A 17610-nucleotide genomic window follows, 5' to 3' on the forward strand; every position below is an offset into this window, starting at 1 on the left:
AGACGTCATATTATGACGTCTCTTTTTTGAAAGTCTTAAAAATTCGTGTAAATTCCGTTAATGCAAGTCAAACACCAAAAAGTAAGCATAATAACCGATGACGGCAAAAGCGTTGAAGCAACCGCACCAATAGTTATATCGGCAAGCAGACGAACGGATATTCCCGCCTTCTACTCAAAATGGTTTATAAACAGGCTTAGAAAAGGGTATTGTGTTTTGTACAATCCTTTCAATCAGAAGCCTTCGTATGTTTCGTTCAAGAAAACAAGAGTAGTCGTGTTTTGGACAAAAAATCCAAAACCGTTAATACCCTTTTTGTGTGAACTAGAAGATCGTAGTATTCATTATTATTTTCAGTTTACGCTGAATGACTACGAAAAAGAGAATTTTGAGCCCAATATTCCCAAAATTCAAGAACGAATAGAAACATTTAAACAGTTGTCAGAAAAGATTGGAAAAGAGAAAGTTATTTGGCGATTTGATCCACTTATACAAACCAAAGATGTTGGAATTGAAGAATTACTAAGAAGAGTAGAATACGTTGGGAATCAATTAAAAGGCTATACAGAAAAACTCGTGTTCAGCTTTGCTGATATTGAAAACTACAGAAAAGTAGCAGACAATTTAAGAAGGGAGAAGATTGACTATATAGATTTTAATGATCGTTCCATGTTTCAATTTGCTAAAGCACTTTTTGTTCTGAACAAAAACTGGAAACTTAAACTTGCTACTTGCGCAGAGAGTATAGATTTAGAACAACTTGAAATAGAACACAATAGCTGCATAGATGGTGAACTAATAAAACGCATTTTTTATGACGATAAAGATTTGCTTCACTTTCTTACTTTTGGCAAAACGACCACAAATGACACTCTATTTCCCTCAGATACTCCTGAAAAATCAATAAATTTAAAAGACCCAAACCAGCGCAAATACTGTGGCTGCACAATAAGTAAAGATATTGGTATATATAATACTTGTCTACATTTTTGCAAATATTGTTATGCCAATAGCTCTAAAGAGTTAGTTAGACAAAATTACAAATCACACTCTCAAAACAACGAAAGAATGTAGAGACGCCATATTATGACGTCTCTACTACAACACGTTAATTTTCAATATGTTAATTGCTTTCGTTAAATAAATAAGTAAAAAATATTTAATTTTTTTCACAAAAAATTTGGAAAGTCCAAACATAATGTATTATATTTGCAGTGTATTAGATAAGTAATACACTAAAACAACAAAATAGTATGATAGAAATTAAAAACATTACATTCGGTTATCGTAAAAAGTCAAAACTTTTTAACGATATGAGTTTAAGCTTTGAAGCCGGCAAAATTCACGGGCTTTTTGGCGTAAACGGAGCAGGAAAAACAACACTCCTACAGTTAATGTCAGGTTTGTTGAAACCATCTGAAGGGGAAATAGATATTTTAGGTAGAGATGTCGATAGTCTTAGTGCCGACGCATTATCCCAAATATTTTTAGTTCCTGAAGATTTTGTGCTTCCTTCAATCAGGATAAAAAAGTTTGTTGCTTTAAACAAACCATTCTATCCCAAGTTTGACAAGGATTTGTTCGCATCAATTATGCGTGAGTTTGAAATGCATGAAAATGAAAACCTATCGGAGATCTCTTATGGTCAAAAGAAAAAGTTTTTAATATCATTTGCTATGTCAACCCAAACTCCCATAATCCTTTTCGATGAGCCAACTAATGGGCTTGATATCATTTCAAAAAGTCAGTTTCGTCGTATCATGGCTCGCTTTGCATCAGACGACAGATGCTTCGTAATATCAACCCATCAGGTTCGTGACCTTTCATCAATTATTGATAATGTGTTAATAATTGATAATGGGAAAATAGCTTTTAATCAAAGTATATACGATATTTCTAAAACACTTGTTTTCAGGTATATAACAGAAGATGTTCCAGAAGACACTTTGTTTTCAGAAGATGCAGGTATGGGTAAAAATATTATTGTTAAAGCAATGGAAGACGAATCAGAAGTTGATTTGGAAACATTGTTCAACGCTGTTATAAAAGACAAAGAGATTATTAATAGTGCTTTTAAATCGAATTAATACTTGATGTATAAAGATATGATTATAAGCCATATATTATTTTAAACTAAAAAAATAAAAACAATGAAACAAATATCTTTAAATCGAATATCACTCCTAATTAAACGATATGTTTTTATGAATTTAAAAACCCATCTGATATATCTTGCTGGCGCGGCTGCAATATTACTGATGTTGTCTTTGCTAACAACCTGGGTGGCTAAGGGAGAATATGATTATTTATTATTTCAGAATCAAATGAAAGCTATAGCTATTTTTGGAGGATTTATTATCACTTCAAAAGTCTTTAAAGAGATAAGCTCGAAACACCGCGGTTGGTTTTATATGATGTTACCAGCAAATCCTATAGAAAAAGTTCTTGCTTATTGGCTTACAACTTCAATAGGTTATATAGTTATTGCATCAATTGCAATGGTTGTACTTTCAATTATTACATCACTCATAACATCAATATTCTTTAAAACAGCATTATATGTTTACAATCCGGTTGATAAAACTGGTTTGATGTTTATGGTACACTATTGCATATTACAAAGTGTCTTCTTTCTCGGTGCAATAAGTTTCAGAAAAAACAATTTTCTTAAAACAATTTTGGCAATGTTTGTTGTTATTGTTGTAGTTGCCATAATTTTAGGAATAATAAGCTATCTGTTGTATAATGATGCGAGTATTGATTCTACAGGTATGAATATTATAAATCCCAAAATTTACTATAGCTTAAATATTGTTTATTATGCACTTGTGATACCGTTTTTCCTTACAGTGAGTTATTTTAAATTTAAAGAGAGGAGGTAAACAATGCAATTTGAAGAACAACAACCCATCTATATTCAAATTGCCGACGAGTTTTGTAAGAATATTATTTTGGACAAATGGCAACCAAATGAGAGAATCCCTTCGGTGCGCGATGTTGCTGTAGCTTTGGAGGTTAACCCTAATACGGTTGCCCGAACGTTCGAGTTTATGCAAAGCAAAGATATAATATTTAACAAACGTGGTATCGGCTATTTTGTTAGTGAAGATGGTAAAGAAAAAGCCTTAGAATATCGGCGTGAGGAGTTTATGAGCAAGATTGCCCCAAACTTTTTCGACACTATGTATCTTCTTGGGATACCATACTCAGATTTGGAGAAGCGTTATAACGAAAAGGTAAGTAAATGATAAACAATTATAAAACAGTATTATAAATAATTAAAAAATAAATCCAATGAAAACAAGTAATAAAATTTTATTGATAGCATTTGTAGTAGTTATTGCTATTATAACCACAGTGCTTATTGTAGCGAAAAAAAATACAATAATAGGAGATCAGGAGCGGGGTCCAAAGTTTACGGAAGAAACATCGTTAGATCCTTTTAATAAAATTGAGGTTTTAGGAGGTTTTGAAATTGAATTTATAAAATCTTCTGATTCAAAAATTGAAGTTAATGCCGATTCTGTTGTACACCAGCATATTACAATTGATGTAAAGGATAGTATTTTAACCATAAAATCTGACGCATTTAGTTTCAGTCAAGTCAAATGTAAGTTATACTCTCCATCATTCAAGGGTATAGTGGCAGCAGGTGGCAGTATGTTTTATACTAATGATAGTCTGTTGTCCGATCCTGTTTCATTAAAAGCAACCTCTGGAAGTACAATCAAATTTAAAGGTTCGTGCGGTGATTTAGAATTAGAAGCAAAATCGGGAAGTTCAATTGAAATATTTGGTTTAGCAAATTCTGTTGTAATGTCAGCGTCGGCTGGAAGTGAAATAAATGCAAAAGAGTTCAAAACTGTTAATGCTGTTGTTAAGGCAAGCTCAGGTTCTGACATTTACCTAAACAGTGAAAATATTAGCGCAGAAGTATCCTCGGGAGCAACAATTTTTTATAATAAAGACGCCAATCTTAAAGCTCCAACTATTTCATCAGGAGGAGAGATTAGACCTTTCAATTAAAATTGTAAATTACTCTGGCATAGATACAAAAAACCGAGTTAAATTTATTTTTTAATAAGTTTAACTCGGTTGTGTTAACTAAAGATATGATTTTATTTGCTAATATTCAATTTCGCACATTTTGAAAGGTACCTTAATTATCGACTGATAATCTTCACCTGCTTCTAACATATCCTCGTCATCCTCTTCGTAGTGCCAATTAATAACTACTTCATTTCCTGCTTTGTAAATAGCTTCCAATTTCTTTAATACATCAAGAATACATTTTGAAGAACTTGTATTAAAGTACTCTAACTGAACATTAACGTTTGTTAACTTGGCAGGACTGGTTAAATATTGATCAAGCCAATCAATTAATGGTTTATAAAACTCAATTGAATTTTCCGGTATTGAACGACCTTTGATCTCAATTTTACCTGACGCCTCGAAATTAACAGTTGGAGTTTTTGGAGATCCTTCAATTTTAATTGGTTCCATATTGTAGTTTTTAAATTTAATTAATATTTATATATACTTGTAATTGAAAAAATACCATGTTGTTTTTGTGCGACTCAAAAACATACTTAAATTTTCCGTCCGTTTTCCTTGCCACATCTATCATTCCAAGACCCCCACCTCCCTTATCAGAAAAAACTTGATTTGTAAGTATGCGTTTATAATGATCTTTTAATTCTTCCTTGGTACAATTGTTTATAGTGTCAATACGGCGTGCAATTTCGCTAATTTTTTTCTCATTCACAAAATTTCCTGTTGTAATCGATAAAGAACTACCGTTTATTGCAACAACAAATGACGATAAACGTATTTCCTCATTTTTATTTCCGTTTAGATATACCGGGCATGAATGATGAAAAAGATTTTGAATAAGCTCAACAACAACGTAAAACACCCTTTTTTTAGTTTTAGCGTCTAAATTTATGATATTAAGCTTAATCTCTAACGAGTCTAATATATTGGTAATATTGTTTGAATTCATTTCTCCTTGAAATGAAAAAACAATTTCCCCCTCAATATCTTTAATGAACTGTGTATTAAGCTGCAGCTCCACATCTAAACAAAAATTTCGGCTAAGATATGAAAAATATTTCATGGAACAGCCATTTATTAAAAATTGTTGATAAAATTAAAATGTGATACACAAGAAAAATACTTTCAAATCCCGCGACAGGCAATATAGTATTTAATTTTTGAATCTACAATTTTTCAGAAAAATAATTTATCTTTGGTCGAAATAAATACATGTCACTAGGTTGTGTTGATCAATTACTTTAATAATTGCGTATTACCCAAGATTACTGCAAAAAAAAATATCACAACATATGCAAAGATTACAGTATTGTCATTAATATTACGAATTAAATATTTGACATTTTTAGATATATATTAATATAAATATAAGTAAATCAGATAATTATGAGAAGATGTGTTTTGGCACTTATAACTGTAGTCACAGTTTTTTCTTGTCAGCAACAGCCTAGCTACAAGGTTGAAATTAATTTTTCAGATAAACCTACAGGCATGTTATATCTAATGAAAGAAATTGACAAAAAGCCCACGGCTGTAGATTCAATTGATTTATCGAATGAAAATATTGTTTTCACAGGACAGGTAGAAACGCCAGAACTATATTATCTGAAACTTAACGATCAGAAAAAAATGTTAAGACTATTTTTAGAAAACTCTAAAATAGATATTCTTATGAATCCAGACTCAGTTGATAAAGCTGAAGTAACAGGATCAGTAACACACTATTTATACAAACAATTTGTTACAGAAGCAAACAAGTTTGATGTAAAGCATAGAGCTTTGTATAGTGATTACCAAAAAATGATAACCGCCAATGATGAAGCAGGTGTAAAGTTGTTGGAGGAAAAAATGGAAGAGGTTTATAATCAGCAACAAACATACATTAAATCTTTTGTCGATTCAAATCCCGAATCTGTTGTAAGCCTTTACATTGTAAGGTGGTATTTAATTTATGAGCTCGATTATCAAGGATTAAATGATATTTTAGCTAAAATTCCAACCCCTGTTGCTACCACAACAATATATAATGTTTTAAAAGAAAGATTGGCAATACTCGAAAAAGTTCAAGTAGGAAAGCAAGCAATAGATTTCTCAATGGAAGACCCCGACGGTAAGCAAGTTTCGCTGAATGATTTCAGAGGCAAATATCTACTAATTGACTTTTGGGCTTCTTGGTGTGCACCTTGTCGTATAGCAAATCACGATTTAGTAGAGACTTACAAGAAGTATAATGAGCTTGGATTTGAAATACTTGGAGTCTCTTTAGATAAAAACAGAGAGTACTGGTTAGAAGCAATACAAGCCGACAATCTTACATGGAAACATGTTTCCGATCTAAAAGGTTGGGAAAATGCTGTTGGTCAGCTATATGGCGTTAACTCAATACCTCATACTTTTCTTGTTGACAAAGAGGGAGTAATCATTGGAAATCGCTTGTCTCATGAAGAGTTAGAGGCAAAACTAAGCGAGATTTTTAACCAATAATAAATTGTAGAGACGGAGCATGCTCCGTCTCTACTTTCAACTTGTACCCACCATGACAGGAACTCTCTATTTAATTCCTACACCAATAAGCGAAGAGGCAGTAATCGACTCATTGACAGGAGATATTGTTCGAGTTTTGCACAAAACTCAACATTACGCAGTGGAAAATATAAGATCAGCGCGTCGATTTATAAAATCAGTTGACAGAAATATCAATATTGATGAACTTACCTTTTATGAAATTGGCAAAAACAGTTCTGACACTGAAAAGTCTAGCATTATTGATATATTAATATCGGGTAAAAATGTGGGAATAATGTCAGAAGCTGGAGCTCCTGGTGTAGCCGATCCTGGTTCTGATATAGTTTTGGCTGCACATAAAGCTAATATAAATGTTATGCCGTTAGTTGGAGCCTCTTCAATATTGTTAGCCTTGATGGGAAGTGGCTTAAACGGTCAAAAATTTGTTTTCCACGGGTATTTACCAATAAAACAGAATGAGAGACAAAAAGCAATCAGACAACTTGAAAAAGAATCACACAATTTTTCTCAATCTCAACTGTTTATAGAGACACCATATCGAAATAAAGCAATTTTTGACGACTTGATTAAAACGTGTTTACCTCAAACGCTGCTGACAGTTGCAGTAGATTTGACAGGTGAAGAACAATTTTTAGAAACAAAATCTATTCAAGCATGGAAAAGTAGTCAGGTAGTTTTTCCAAAAAAGCCTGCTATATTTGTCCTCTTAGCATAAAAACATTAATTTAGATGTCAGTAAAATTAACCTATGATTTTATAAAAAGCCTTCCCAAAGCTGAACTTCATTGTCATTTGGACGGTTCCCTGCGAGTTGACACAATCATCGAAATTGCAAAAAAATACGATGTTAAACTTCCTGTAGAAGGAAAGGAAAAGCTTACTAAGTACCTACAAGCAGGTGAAAATTGTAATTCACTAACAGATTACCTCAAAGTGTTCGAAGTTACTTGTTCTGTACTCCAGTGGGAAGATACATTAGAGAGAGCAACATACGAGCTTGCAGAAGATTGTGTTGAAGAGAACATCAGATACCTCGAAATACGATTTTCTCCCATACTGCATATAGAAAAAGGATTGAAAATGACTCAAGTTGTTGATGCAGTATTAGAAGGGAAAAAAAGAGCAGAAAAAGATTTTGATATAAAAATAGGGATTATTATTTGTGGACTTCGTCATATGAGCCCTGAAGTATCGTTGATACTCGCAGAGCTTTGCGTAGCGTATAAAAACAGAGGTGTTGTTGGATATGATTTGGCTGGCGATGAATATAATCATCCGGCTAAAAATCATAAAGAAGCTTTTTATCTGATTATAAATAATAATATTAACACTACAGTGCATGCCGGAGAAGCATCGGGACCCGAGAGTATTCACCAGGCTTTGCATTGGGTAAGAGCAAATAGGATTGGGCACGGAACGAGGCTAAGGGAAGATGGAGACCTGTTTAATTATGTTAATGACCATCGCATTCCTTTGGAAATGTGCATTACATCAAATGTTCAGACAAAGGCAGTGGAGTCGTTTGGAAAGCACCCGTTAAAGTTTTATTTTGATTATGGACTGAGGGTTACAATAAATACAGATAACCGCTTGGTTTCCAACACAACTCTTACCAAAGAGTATATGATAGCTGTTGAAAAATTTGGATTTTCACCAGACGAACTTAAGTATCTGATTATAAATGGATTTAAGTCTGCTTTTTTGCCCAATAACGAAAAAGTAAGGATTTTAAAAAGGGTAACTGCAGAATTGGAGCAACACGGATTGAAAATACGTAGAGATTATAACTAAATTTTAATTTTATTTATCGTTCGAGTTATTTGAGCAATCTGATTTTCTCCATGTCAAATAATTTATTAATCACAATTACAGGACCTACCGCTATCGGAAAAACAGATATAGCCGTTGAAATAGCCCAACAGCTTGATACAGAGATAATCTCTTGTGATTCGCGCCAAGTTTATAAAGAGATGCGGATTGGAACTGCAGTTCCTGAACAGAGTCAATTAGAGCAAGTTAAGCACAATTTTATTCAATACACTTCGGTTCAAAATCCGTTAAATGCAAATGACTTTGGTATTGCTGCAAACAGAAAACTATCTGAGCTTTTTAAAGTTAACAGAACAGTAGTTATGGTAGGAGGAAGCGGGCTATATATTGATGCTGTGCTAGGCGGAATTGATGATATCCCATCTCCAAAAAAAGAGATCAGAGAAGAGTTACAAAGAAAAATAGACAATGGAGAGCTGTTTCAGCTGCAAAAAGAGTTGCAAGAGGCTGATCCACAGTTTTATAGCACTATTGATATTAACAATCCCAGAAGGATATTGCGTGGGCTAGAGGTTTACAAAACAACAGGGAAGCCACTTTCTTCGTTTGTAGGGAAACAGGAGGGGCGATTGTATAAATCGGCAATAATTGTTCTTGAAATGGAGCGCGATACCCTGTACGACAGAGTAAATAGGAGGGTCGATATTATGATTGAGCATGGACTTGTAGACGAAGCAAAAAAGTTAATCCCATATAAAAGCTTAAGTTCACTGCAAACAGTTGGTTATCAAGAACTTTTTGAACATTTCGACGGCTCGGTATCACTTGAAAAAGCAATTGAAAAAATTAAAAGCAACACTCGTCAGTATGTTAGAAAACAAGAGAACTGGTTCAGGAGATATGATGGTGCTTTTAGGATTTGCGCAGAACAAAAAGTTTCAATTTGTAAATTAGTAGGCGAGCTAACAGCAAATTTATAAGCAACACTAACAATAAAAGATTAATCGTTCATGAGTTTAATCTTGTATGCTGCATAGAGCGAAGTTTCTTAAAATTGCTCAAGAGCAGCCAATTCGCGCGCACTCCACAATGTTGGATAATCAGTTTGAAACTTGTCAAAAACTTCTTTAAAAATTGTTTCACGCATCATGGCTGTTTGGTTTTTTATACCATATTTTGTGCAATAACGTTCTAAAGCAGCTAATTCACTATCATTTAATGAGATTGTTTTTCTGTGTCTTCTTTTATGAACGGTTCGCGTCACTCTCATGCCGGTTAATTAAAATGTTAATAACTTTATGTTGCTTTAGCACCACTAAAAATCAAATGTAGCCAAATACTACGGATTTTATGAACAATAAAGTAACAAGTAATAAACATGTTTTTAACAAAAAGTCATAAGTTGTTGACATCCAGATGTAAAAAAGCCCTGCGAAAATTGTATGGCAGGGCTTTTGTTTGCTTAGGGATCAGTTTTATTTCTCTCTTGAGAAGGGCCAGGAAACAATACCGCCCTCCATTACTTTTACGTTAGTATATCCGTTTGCCTTCAGTATTATAGAAGCCTCGTAACCGCGAAGAGAAATTTTACACCATGTTATAATTTCGGTGTTTTTATCTTCGGGCAGTTCATTAATTCTCTTTCTTAACTGACCAAGAGGAATAAGACGTTCGCCAATGCCGAGGCGCATTTGCTCGAACTCCACGGGATTCCTTACATCTAAGAAAACTGCTTTACCGTCATTGTTTTTTGCCTTTTCTTTTACCTCTTCTGCCGTTATAGTTTTGAATAATCCTCTGAGTTTGTTTTGCATAACGTGAGCGGTAGCAATACTATGATCTATGGCAAGTGAGAATGGAGGAGCGTATGGCAAATCGGCATTAGCCATATCGTTAACCGTAAGCTTTCCTTGAATTGCCATTGCCCATATTGCAAGTTGCTTGCTAACATCGCCCGGACCAACTACTTGGGCACCCAAAATTCTTTCGGTCGATTTGTCAACTATCAGTTTAGTAATTAAAAGATTACCATTCATAAATCCGGGTTTATCAAGGCTTGCGCTTATTACGGTTTCGATATTTGTAATTCCATTTTTCTTGGCATTTTGCTCCGATAATCCTGTCGTACCCGCTGCATAGTCAAAAATCTTACATACTCCTGTTTGAATAGTGCCATTAAATTTTGTAACGTTGCCTTTAATCAAATTATCGCCAACAACCCGACCTTGAAGATTAGCCAAGTCACCAAACGGAGCATGAACTTTATTATTTGTAATTAAATTTGGTATTTCAACGCAGTCGCCGATGGCGTATATATCAGGGTCTGACGTCTGCATATACTCATCGACAACGATCCCACCTGTTTGGCTTACGCTCAAACCCGCATCACGTGCCAATTTTGAATTTGGCATAACACCAATAGCTAAAACAGCTAAATCGCATGGTAATTCAGTGCCATCGTTAAGTTTAACGGCTTTAAGTTTACCGTTTTCGCCTAAAAATGCCGAAACTCCGTTTTGAAGAATTACATTAGCTTTTGTTTTTACATAGCGTTCAACCAATTGTGCTAAATGCAAGTCTAAAAATGTCAACAACTGTGGCAGAAGTTCAATTAATGTAACCTCGATTCCTGCAAGATGCAGTGCTTCGACAGTTTCTATACCTATAAGCCCGCCACCAATAACTACAGCCTTTTTTATTTTCCCCTCGTCTCTGACTTTTCGTAGGTAATCAGCATCAGGCATTGATAATAGTGTCGTAATTCCTTCAAGATCAATTCCGGAGATTGGAGGTTTACGAGGAACGGCTCCAGTTGCAATAACCAATTTATCGTACTCTAAGCTACCTGTCTCGCCTGATATTAGGTTTTTAAATTCAACTTTTTTGGCTTTTTTGTCAATAGAGGTAACCTCAGTATTGACTTTTGCAATAATGTTTTTACCATTTAGAAAAAAGTTTGGATCTCTGACTACACCTGCAGGTGAACATAACAACTGATTCCTGTCGTCAAAAAATCCGCCAACGTAGTAAGGATATCCACATGAAGCCATAGATAAATCTGCCGATTTTTGTATCATAACTATTTCGACATCTTCATCGAGACGCCTGGCTCTTGAAGCTGCTTTTGGACCTGCGGCTGAGCCTCCAATAACGATTATTCTTTTCTTCTTCATTTTTTTATTTTTGTTTAGTGGTTAATTATGTGATTAATAAAAATTTGAATAAACTCAGCTTAACTTTTGAAATGTTAAAAATACTTTATTATCTAGTTACATAGTTAGATAATTGAATATATGTATTTACACAAAGTTAATTATTTATTCTAAATATACGTCAGAAAATTATGAATTAATTAAAAATTGTGGTACTGTAACCGCAAAAAGTCTATTGTTGATGGTAATAATATACGGGTATAATAACCGATGTACCGATAAATCCCAATCCCCCTTCAATATTCATATATGTTTGAACGGGTTGGCTAAACAAAGGAAAATCATAATAGTCATCTAACATATAAAGTGAATGCTCGTACATAAACAGATCTTCTGATATCTTTTCAATTACAAATAATAAAGTTCTATTTCTTTGTTCGATCGAATTGCGGATTGGAAAATCAATAATACCCTCATTCTCCTGTGATGTTATTTTATCGGTTAAAAAATATTTTTCATAACCAGTCTCACCATCATAATGGTATCTAGAAAATTCTATTCCACGAGCGTAATCCATGTCAGCTAACATGTGAAAATATTGAAAAGTTGAGTCTATTATTTCGTGAGTTTCTTCATCGTAGATATGTATCAACAATTTTTCGTAAATTGTCATAGCGTAATAGTTAGTGGCACTCTCTTTGGGCATTTTTAATCTAAACATTATCATACCTTGGTTATCTTGATAGGATGTAACGACTCCAATAGAGTCAATTTTAATCCACTCAGGTTTATAAACTATTTGGGAAGTTCCAATAGCGTCATCGTAATTGTTTAACGAAACATGAATTTTATATATTTTCCCTTCTAAGGCGGTCGTATTACTTAAATATTTTCCATTTGAAACGTGAGTCATGGTCTCAACAACAACACCATTTTCTGACAAAACGACTGTAGCGTTCGTTAGAGGCTGTACTGTAAAAATGCCAGATGCTACCGAGTTTGATTTATGGACATAACACTCTATAATGCTATCTGTATATATGATAGAATTTAATACAATTTTGGGTTTCATGTTTTTACCTTTAAATTCTACCTCTTTCTTGCATTGGACAAATAAAAGTAGTGTTGATATTGCAATTATGATTGTTAAATATGGTTTCATATGTTTATAATTTTTTCAGTTTATCGTCACATGGAACTCACATGTAATACAGTTAATAGTTAAAAGTAGAAAGTTAAAAAACACTTTCTCCTTGCTCCTTTCACCTTGTACCTTCATAGAAGTTTGGCATGTTCGTTTCATATTTCTATAATTTTTTAGTTAATGAATAGGTATAAAATCTATTTAAAACTCAAATTTCCATGAAAATGATGGTATAATTGGGAATATGCTATAGTAATAAAGTTTTTTACTACCTTCATAATCAACTGTTTCCCAATCCATGAAAAATGGATTTTTTCTATTATATACATTATATACAGAGATATTCCATGTGCTAATACCACGTTTTTTCTCTTTATGGAAATTTACTCCAACGTCAAGTCTGTGATACGCGGGCATTCGGTAGTTGTTTCGCGTTTCATAGTAGGGTATTTCTGAATTGGATGTATTATTTGGATCTTGCCATGTTGTGAGTTGATCTACAGAGGGATATCGTTCATATTCAAGAGTAGTTGCATTGCCAGTCCCGAAAACCCATGTTGCTCCTATATCTAAGCGGTCGTTAAATTTGTGGGTTACTACCACGCTTATATCGTGTCGTCTGTCATATTTATATGGAAATATTTTTCCGTAGCTAATCTCTTCCCCTGGTCTGTCAAACTTCCTTTCCGATTTTGACCAAGTATAACCAATCCAGCCAGTTGTATTTCCATATTTTTTCATTATAAGTATTTCGGCACCGTATGACCAACCTTTTCCAAGCACTATTTTTTCTTGCCAATCATTATTGATTGAAAAAAACGATGCACCCTCCTTATACTCAATTATATTATCCATAGTTTTGTAAAAAATCTCTGTACTAATTTCAATATCGCGACTATGTTCGTAAACAGCCCCTACTGAATATTGATACGAATTGTTTGGAGCAATGTTTTTTGTTACAGGAACCCATAAATCAGTAGGTAACCCAATGGTCGAATTTGCTAAGAGGTTGATATATTGTTGCATAATAGCAAACGAGGCTTTTGTCGATACCTTTTCATTAATTAAATATAGTGCAGAAACTCTCGGTTGCAGACGATTATAAAATTTGCCATGTGTTAGATATCCTGACCAATGTAGTCCCGCATTTAGCTTGAAACCGTAATCTAAATCAATATCATCTTCTATATATGTCGATATTTCATGAGAATAAAGCTGGTCGTTTTTTGCCTCAAAATTGGAACTTTGTTCACCTTCATTTGAAATCTTTGCTGAAGATACACCGGGATTAAATATGTGATATGTTTCGGCAATTCCGAACTTAATTTTGTGATTTACAGTAGGATAGTAATCAAAATCAATTTTCAATCCATAGTCTTTTATTCCAGACAAGTAGTCAGCAATAAATGTTTCGTTGTTGTACTCCATTTTAGTTCCTACAAACATTTTGTAACGACTAAATGTTGCTGTGGTATTGGAAAAAAGCTTATCGTTAAACAGATAGTTCCAACGCAATGCAGTAGTTATGTTTCCCCACCAAAGTTGGGATTTGTCTTTTTCTTTATATTCATGTACTATATCTTCACCCGATAGGCTGTCGTAATAAGTCTGTGAATATTTATTTTCCATATTCATATAAAATTTATCCTTGCCAATATAAGTACTTAAATATAAGTGACTTTTATTAGATAGCTTATGATTTATTTTAGCATTCAAATCATGAAAAAAGTAGCCTGTCATCATTTTGTTTATGCCTTTTGAAGCCTGATACATTTTTACAAATGGAATTGCTAGTATATCAAGATAAGTCCGTCTTCCTGAAACGATAAAAGTTGTTTTTTCACTAATAGGCCCATCTATAGATAGTTTCGATGATATTAATCCTATACTTCCTACTCCTCTGATTTTCTTTTTGTTTCCTTCTTTCATAGAAATGTCAAGCACAGATGACAGTCGTCCCCCATAACGTGCAGGGAATCCGCCTTTTATAAGTTTCACATTTTGAATGGCATCGGAGTTGAACACAGAGAAAAATCCAAACAAGTGGTTTGCATTATAAACCGGAACACCATCTAAAAGTATAAGATTTTGATCGGGACCTCCGCCACGAACATACATCCCACTCATGCCTTCCGAACCCGACTGCACACCTGGTAGAAGCTGAATGGATTTTATTATATCAACCTCTCCCATTAGTGCTGGCAAGTTTGCAACAACTTTTACGGGGACATCTATTAAACCCATTTGGGTGTTTCTAACGTTACTTTCAACCACGTTGCCAACAACAGTAACCTCGCTAAGTTCGATTGAGGGTTTTAGCTCAATATCAATTTGTAAGTTTTTTTCAAGAGTTATAGTCTCTTGGTAGGTGGCGTAACCAATCATCGAGAAAGTGAGTTTTATTGTTTTCTCTTCGGTTGTAAAGGAGTAAAATCCGTAATTATTGGCTACTGTGCCTTTATAGGTATTAGCGTCGTATACATTTGCTCCGATAAGCTTTTCTCCTGTTTCCTTGTCACTAACAAATCCACTGATTGTGAATTTTTGAGAATAAATTGTACTAAATGTAAAAACAAAGAGTGCGACAAAGGTTATTCGCATTTTAGCTTGGTTAAAGGAATAAGTATGTGTCATAATTAAACATATTTGCATTTTAAAAAATGAACTTGGGACGTCTATTTCGTTTAAAAGTTACAAAACAGATAATTTTGTAACAATATTGTTGTTAATCTATTGTAAGATTTGAGTTAAAATATTTGTAACAGCGACAAGAAAAACTAAGTTAGTGAAAAAACTCTTTTATGTGTTACATAACGTTTTGTCTTGTTAAGCGCCGCGAAGTTCATAATTGATTGTTACAAAACTGTTACAAGTACGTTATTTTTTTGTTGGTAAGTACTTTGCTGTTTTAGAGTGCTCAACAATATATAATATGTGGTAGTTATTGTCGTATGTTTTCTCATAAAGTTTATCTGTGCTAATAGTGCGAAATAACATAATTTTTGATACTTTTGCACCTTGAATTTCTACCTGTAGTGTTTTACTGCAGTGGAAGTACAAAATATAACTTGCAAAAATGATTAGCAGACGATTACTAAGAATAAAAGCAATGCATATCGCTTATGCGTATTTTAATTCTGAAGGTGGTGATATCAAGTTTTTTGAAAATGAATTGAATAATAGTATTCAAAAGTTTTATGATCTTTATTTAGCATTTTTCTCTCTGATAGTTGAAGTTAGAGACTATGCAAATCACATAATAGAGTTACGTAAAGGCAAGCTGTTGGCTTCTGAGGAGGATCTCAATCCAAATTTGCGTTTTGTTAATAACAAAGTAATTGCAGATTTAGAAAATATCGAAGAGATTAAACGGTTTATTGAAACCAATAATACGATTTGGAAAGAGCACTCCAATATAATTAAAGTAGTTTATAATACTTTAGTTGAGTCAGACGTTTATGAAGATTATATGAAACATCTTGTCAACTCGTACAGTCACGACAAACAGATAGTTTACTATATTTTAGAGCAGATTTTTCCAGATAACGAAGATTTGTATCAACTATTGGAGGAGATGTCGATATATTGGAACGATGATATTGAGCTTGTTCTGAGTATGAACATAAGAACTGTTCAGCGAATGAAAGAGACTAAAAGTCATAATAACAAGTTATTTCCACTGTACAAAACCAAAGATGACCATGAGTTTGTGAAAACATTGTTCCGTAAAACAATTGCAAACCACGAGCATAGCCAACAGGTAATAGCAGAATTATCAGAAAGTTGGGAGAATGAAAGAATTGCATTGATTGATAGAACAATTATTGAGCTTGCAATGACAGAGTTGGTTAGTTTCCCTCTTATGCCTGTTCCTGTTACTTTAAATGAATATATTGATATGGCAAAATTTTACAGTACAGAAAAAAGCCATATTTTTGTAAACGGCATATTAGAGAAATCAGTTAGTTTTTTAACCGAAAAAGGTCTGATAAAAAAGAGAGGTACAGGGTTACTAAATGCTTCTCCAGAAGAAAGAGACAATGAGTAAACAATAAAAGCACTTTGAAAGATTACTATTCACTGTATCAAGCAAATAAAAATTATTAATATATGAGAACAATTCTTTTTATTATTTCAATTATCGTTACAGCACTTCTTACAGCATGCGGTGGTGGTAGCGATAAAAAAGTTGATGCTACTATGGTGCAAAACCCTATATCTGCAGATGGAGTAGATAATAGTGTTAAAATGCCAGCAATTGAAGTAATATCGAAAGGTGGCACTACTTTTGATTTTGGTGTTATAATTCAAGGAGAAAACGTGATTCATGAATTTGAACTAAAAAACACAGGAAATGCTGATTTAGTAATAGGGGCGGCAAACGCAGCGTGTGGATGTACTGTTCCAAAGTTTTCTAAAGAGCCGATAGCTCCTGGAAAAACCGGTAAGGTTGAAGTTGCTTTTGCAAGCTCTGGTCGTGAAGGCAAACAAATGAAAACTGTTACATTGCTGACAAATGCGCAACCAGGTTCTTTAACATTAACTGTTATAGCAAATATTATTGTACCAAATTAATACACAAAGCTTTATGATGAATATTTTATTAATGGCATCTCCAAATGGAGAAGGAGGCGGTTTCGGAGCTTTAATTCCGTTACTTTTGGTTATCGTGATTTTCTATTTTTTCATGATACGCCCACAAATGAAACGACAAAAAGAGGTTCGTAATTTTAGAGACTCTCTTAAAAAAGGCGATAGAGTTTTAACTATCGGCGGAGTTTACGGTAAAATAGTTGAAGTTAGCGAAACAACTGTTATGCTCGAAATAGCAGATAATGTACGCATTAAGGTTGAAAAGGCGGGTATTGTGAAAGATAACTCGGATATTGCACAACAAAAGTAAGATTTTGATTTAAAAGATAGAAAGGCTTCCCTTTCTATCTTTTTTATTTTTTATTGCATCTA

Annotated in this window: 18 protein-coding genes; 12 read left to right on the top strand and 6 right to left on the bottom strand. The window is 33.7% G+C overall.

The features are described from left to right. Positions 1-60 precede the first annotated feature (60 nt). From GX311_05715 to GX311_05735, 5 genes are all read left to right on the top strand, one after another. Positions 61-1074, top strand: coding sequence for a DUF1848 domain-containing protein (locus GX311_05715; GenBank protein NLK15878.1), 1014 nt, complete (start codon positions 61-63; stop codon positions 1072-1074). 179 nt (positions 1075-1253) lie between these two features. After that, a complete protein-coding gene (locus GX311_05720) occupies positions 1254-2087 on the top strand; it encodes an ABC transporter ATP-binding protein (GenBank protein NLK15879.1) in 834 nt (277 codons plus the stop codon). A gap of 63 nt (positions 2088-2150) precedes the next feature. Continuing rightward, positions 2151-2882, top strand: coding sequence for a hypothetical protein (locus GX311_05725; protein NLK15880.1), 732 nt, complete (start codon positions 2151-2153; stop codon positions 2880-2882). Between the two features lie 3 nt (positions 2883-2885). Continuing rightward, positions 2886-3248 carry a GntR family transcriptional regulator gene (locus GX311_05730; GenBank protein NLK15881.1) on the top strand — a complete coding sequence of 121 codons (363 nt, stop codon included), beginning with the start codon at positions 2886-2888 and terminating at the stop codon, positions 3246-3248. A 46-nt stretch (positions 3249-3294) separates the two neighbouring features. Continuing rightward, positions 3295-4026, top strand: a complete 732-nt coding sequence (locus tag GX311_05735) for a DUF2807 domain-containing protein (protein ID NLK15882.1) — start codon at positions 3295-3297, stop codon at positions 4024-4026. Positions 4027-4125: 99 nt separating this feature from the next. Here the strand turns inward: GX311_05735 and GX311_05740 are convergent, their stop codons facing one another. After that, entirely contained in the window at positions 4126-4503 is a 378-nt protein-coding gene (locus GX311_05740) for a DUF1987 domain-containing protein (protein ID NLK15883.1), read from the bottom strand. Between the two features lie 16 nt (positions 4504-4519). Next, on the bottom strand, positions 4520-5116 hold the full coding sequence (locus GX311_05745; GenBank protein ID NLK15884.1) for a hypothetical protein: 597 nt from the start codon (positions 5114-5116) through the stop codon (positions 4520-4522). 323 nt (positions 5117-5439) lie between these two features. On the opposite strand from GX311_05745, the gene GX311_05750 reads away from it, so the two are divergent. From GX311_05750 to miaA, 4 genes are read left to right on the top strand one after another with little or no spacing between them, the layout of a single operon-like run. Then, on the top strand, positions 5440-6537 hold the full coding sequence (locus GX311_05750) for an AhpC/TSA family protein (GenBank protein ID NLK15885.1): 1098 nt from the start codon (positions 5440-5442) through the stop codon (positions 6535-6537). A gap of 52 nt (positions 6538-6589) precedes the next feature. Next, positions 6590-7294 carry an SAM-dependent methyltransferase gene (locus tag GX311_05755; protein ID NLK15886.1) on the top strand — a complete coding sequence of 235 codons (705 nt, stop codon included), beginning with the start codon at positions 6590-6592 and terminating at the stop codon, positions 7292-7294. 14 nt (positions 7295-7308) lie between these two features. After that, a complete protein-coding gene (add, locus tag GX311_05760; protein ID NLK15887.1) occupies positions 7309-8370 on the top strand; it encodes an adenosine deaminase in 1062 nt (353 codons plus the stop codon). 50 nt (positions 8371-8420) lie between these two features. Beyond that, entirely contained in the window at positions 8421-9329 is a 909-nt protein-coding gene (miaA, locus tag GX311_05765) for a tRNA (adenosine(37)-N6)-dimethylallyltransferase MiaA (GenBank protein NLK15888.1), read from the top strand. Positions 9330-9397: 68 nt separating this feature from the next. Here the strand turns inward: miaA and GX311_05770 are convergent, their stop codons facing one another. The 4 genes from GX311_05770 to GX311_05785 all read right to left on the bottom strand — a co-directional run bounded on the left by GX311_05770 (position 9398) and on the right by GX311_05785 (position 15246). Continuing rightward, positions 9398-9619, bottom strand: a complete 222-nt coding sequence (locus GX311_05770) for a hypothetical protein (protein NLK15889.1) — start codon at positions 9617-9619, stop codon at positions 9398-9400. Positions 9620-9824: 205 nt separating this feature from the next. Further along, entirely contained in the window at positions 9825-11522 is a 1698-nt protein-coding gene (locus tag GX311_05775) for an FAD-dependent oxidoreductase (GenBank protein ID NLK15890.1), read from the bottom strand. Positions 11523-11733: 211 nt separating this feature from the next. Then, positions 11734-12663, bottom strand: a complete 930-nt coding sequence (locus GX311_05780; protein NLK15891.1) for a DUF4249 family protein — start codon at positions 12661-12663, stop codon at positions 11734-11736. A gap of 183 nt (positions 12664-12846) precedes the next feature. Beyond that, on the bottom strand, positions 12847-15246 hold the full coding sequence (locus GX311_05785; GenBank protein NLK15892.1) for a TonB-dependent receptor: 2400 nt from the start codon (positions 15244-15246) through the stop codon (positions 12847-12849). 475 nt (positions 15247-15721) lie between these two features. Between GX311_05785 and GX311_05790 the strand changes: the two genes are divergently transcribed. From GX311_05790 to yajC, 3 genes are all read left to right on the top strand, one after another. Next, a complete protein-coding gene (locus GX311_05790; GenBank protein NLK15893.1) occupies positions 15722-16693 on the top strand; it encodes a transcription antitermination protein NusB in 972 nt (323 codons plus the stop codon). Between the two features lie 62 nt (positions 16694-16755). Next, positions 16756-17220: a DUF1573 domain-containing protein gene (locus tag GX311_05795; GenBank protein ID NLK15894.1), complete on the top strand. Its 465-nt coding sequence runs from the start codon at positions 16756-16758 to the stop codon at positions 17218-17220. Between the two features lie 13 nt (positions 17221-17233). Continuing rightward, a complete protein-coding gene (yajC, locus tag GX311_05800) occupies positions 17234-17548 on the top strand; it encodes a preprotein translocase subunit YajC (protein ID NLK15895.1) in 315 nt (104 codons plus the stop codon). Positions 17549-17610: the final 62 nt, after the last annotated feature.

The sequence above is a fragment of the Bacteroidales bacterium genome, assembly GCA_012519055.1.
GTDB lineage: Bacteria > Bacteroidota > Bacteroidia > Bacteroidales > Salinivirgaceae > JAAYQU01.

Excerpts from the sequence above, each read along its gene's own strand:
- yajC (NLK15895.1), top strand. The coding sequence starts at position 17,234 with ATGATGAATATTTTATTAATGGCATCTCCAAATGGAGAAGGAGGCGGT.
- GX311_05775 (NLK15890.1), bottom strand. The coding sequence starts at position 11,522 with ATGAAGAAGAAAAGAATAATCGTTATTGGAGGCTCAGCCGCAGGTCCA.
- GX311_05735 (NLK15882.1), top strand. The coding sequence starts at position 3,295 with ATGAAAACAAGTAATAAAATTTTATTGATAGCATTTGTAGTAGTTATT.
- GX311_05730 (NLK15881.1), top strand. The coding sequence starts at position 2,886 with ATGCAATTTGAAGAACAACAACCCATCTATATTCAAATTGCCGACGAG.
- GX311_05745 (NLK15884.1), bottom strand. The coding sequence starts at position 5,116 with ATGAAATATTTTTCATATCTTAGCCGAAATTTTTGTTTAGATGTGGAG.
- GX311_05725 (NLK15880.1), top strand. The coding sequence starts at position 2,151 with ATGAAACAAATATCTTTAAATCGAATATCACTCCTAATTAAACGATAT.
- miaA (NLK15888.1), top strand. The coding sequence starts at position 8,421 with ATGTCAAATAATTTATTAATCACAATTACAGGACCTACCGCTATCGGA.
- GX311_05770 (NLK15889.1), bottom strand. The coding sequence starts at position 9,619 with ATGAGAGTGACGCGAACCGTTCATAAAAGAAGACACAGAAAAACAATC.
- GX311_05750 (NLK15885.1), top strand. The coding sequence starts at position 5,440 with ATGAGAAGATGTGTTTTGGCACTTATAACTGTAGTCACAGTTTTTTCT.
- GX311_05755 (NLK15886.1), top strand. The coding sequence starts at position 6,590 with ATGACAGGAACTCTCTATTTAATTCCTACACCAATAAGCGAAGAGGCA.
- GX311_05785 (NLK15892.1), bottom strand. The coding sequence starts at position 15,246 with ATGCGAATAACCTTTGTCGCACTCTTTGTTTTTACATTTAGTACAATT.
- add (NLK15887.1), top strand. The coding sequence starts at position 7,309 with ATGTCAGTAAAATTAACCTATGATTTTATAAAAAGCCTTCCCAAAGCT.
- GX311_05790 (NLK15893.1), top strand. The coding sequence starts at position 15,722 with ATGATTAGCAGACGATTACTAAGAATAAAAGCAATGCATATCGCTTAT.
- GX311_05795 (NLK15894.1), top strand. The coding sequence starts at position 16,756 with ATGAGAACAATTCTTTTTATTATTTCAATTATCGTTACAGCACTTCTT.
- GX311_05715 (NLK15878.1), top strand. The coding sequence starts at position 61 with ATGCAAGTCAAACACCAAAAAGTAAGCATAATAACCGATGACGGCAAA.
- GX311_05720 (NLK15879.1), top strand. The coding sequence starts at position 1,254 with ATGATAGAAATTAAAAACATTACATTCGGTTATCGTAAAAAGTCAAAA.
- GX311_05740 (NLK15883.1), bottom strand. The coding sequence starts at position 4,503 with ATGGAACCAATTAAAATTGAAGGATCTCCAAAAACTCCAACTGTTAAT.
- GX311_05780 (NLK15891.1), bottom strand. The coding sequence starts at position 12,663 with ATGAAACCATATTTAACAATCATAATTGCAATATCAACACTACTTTTA.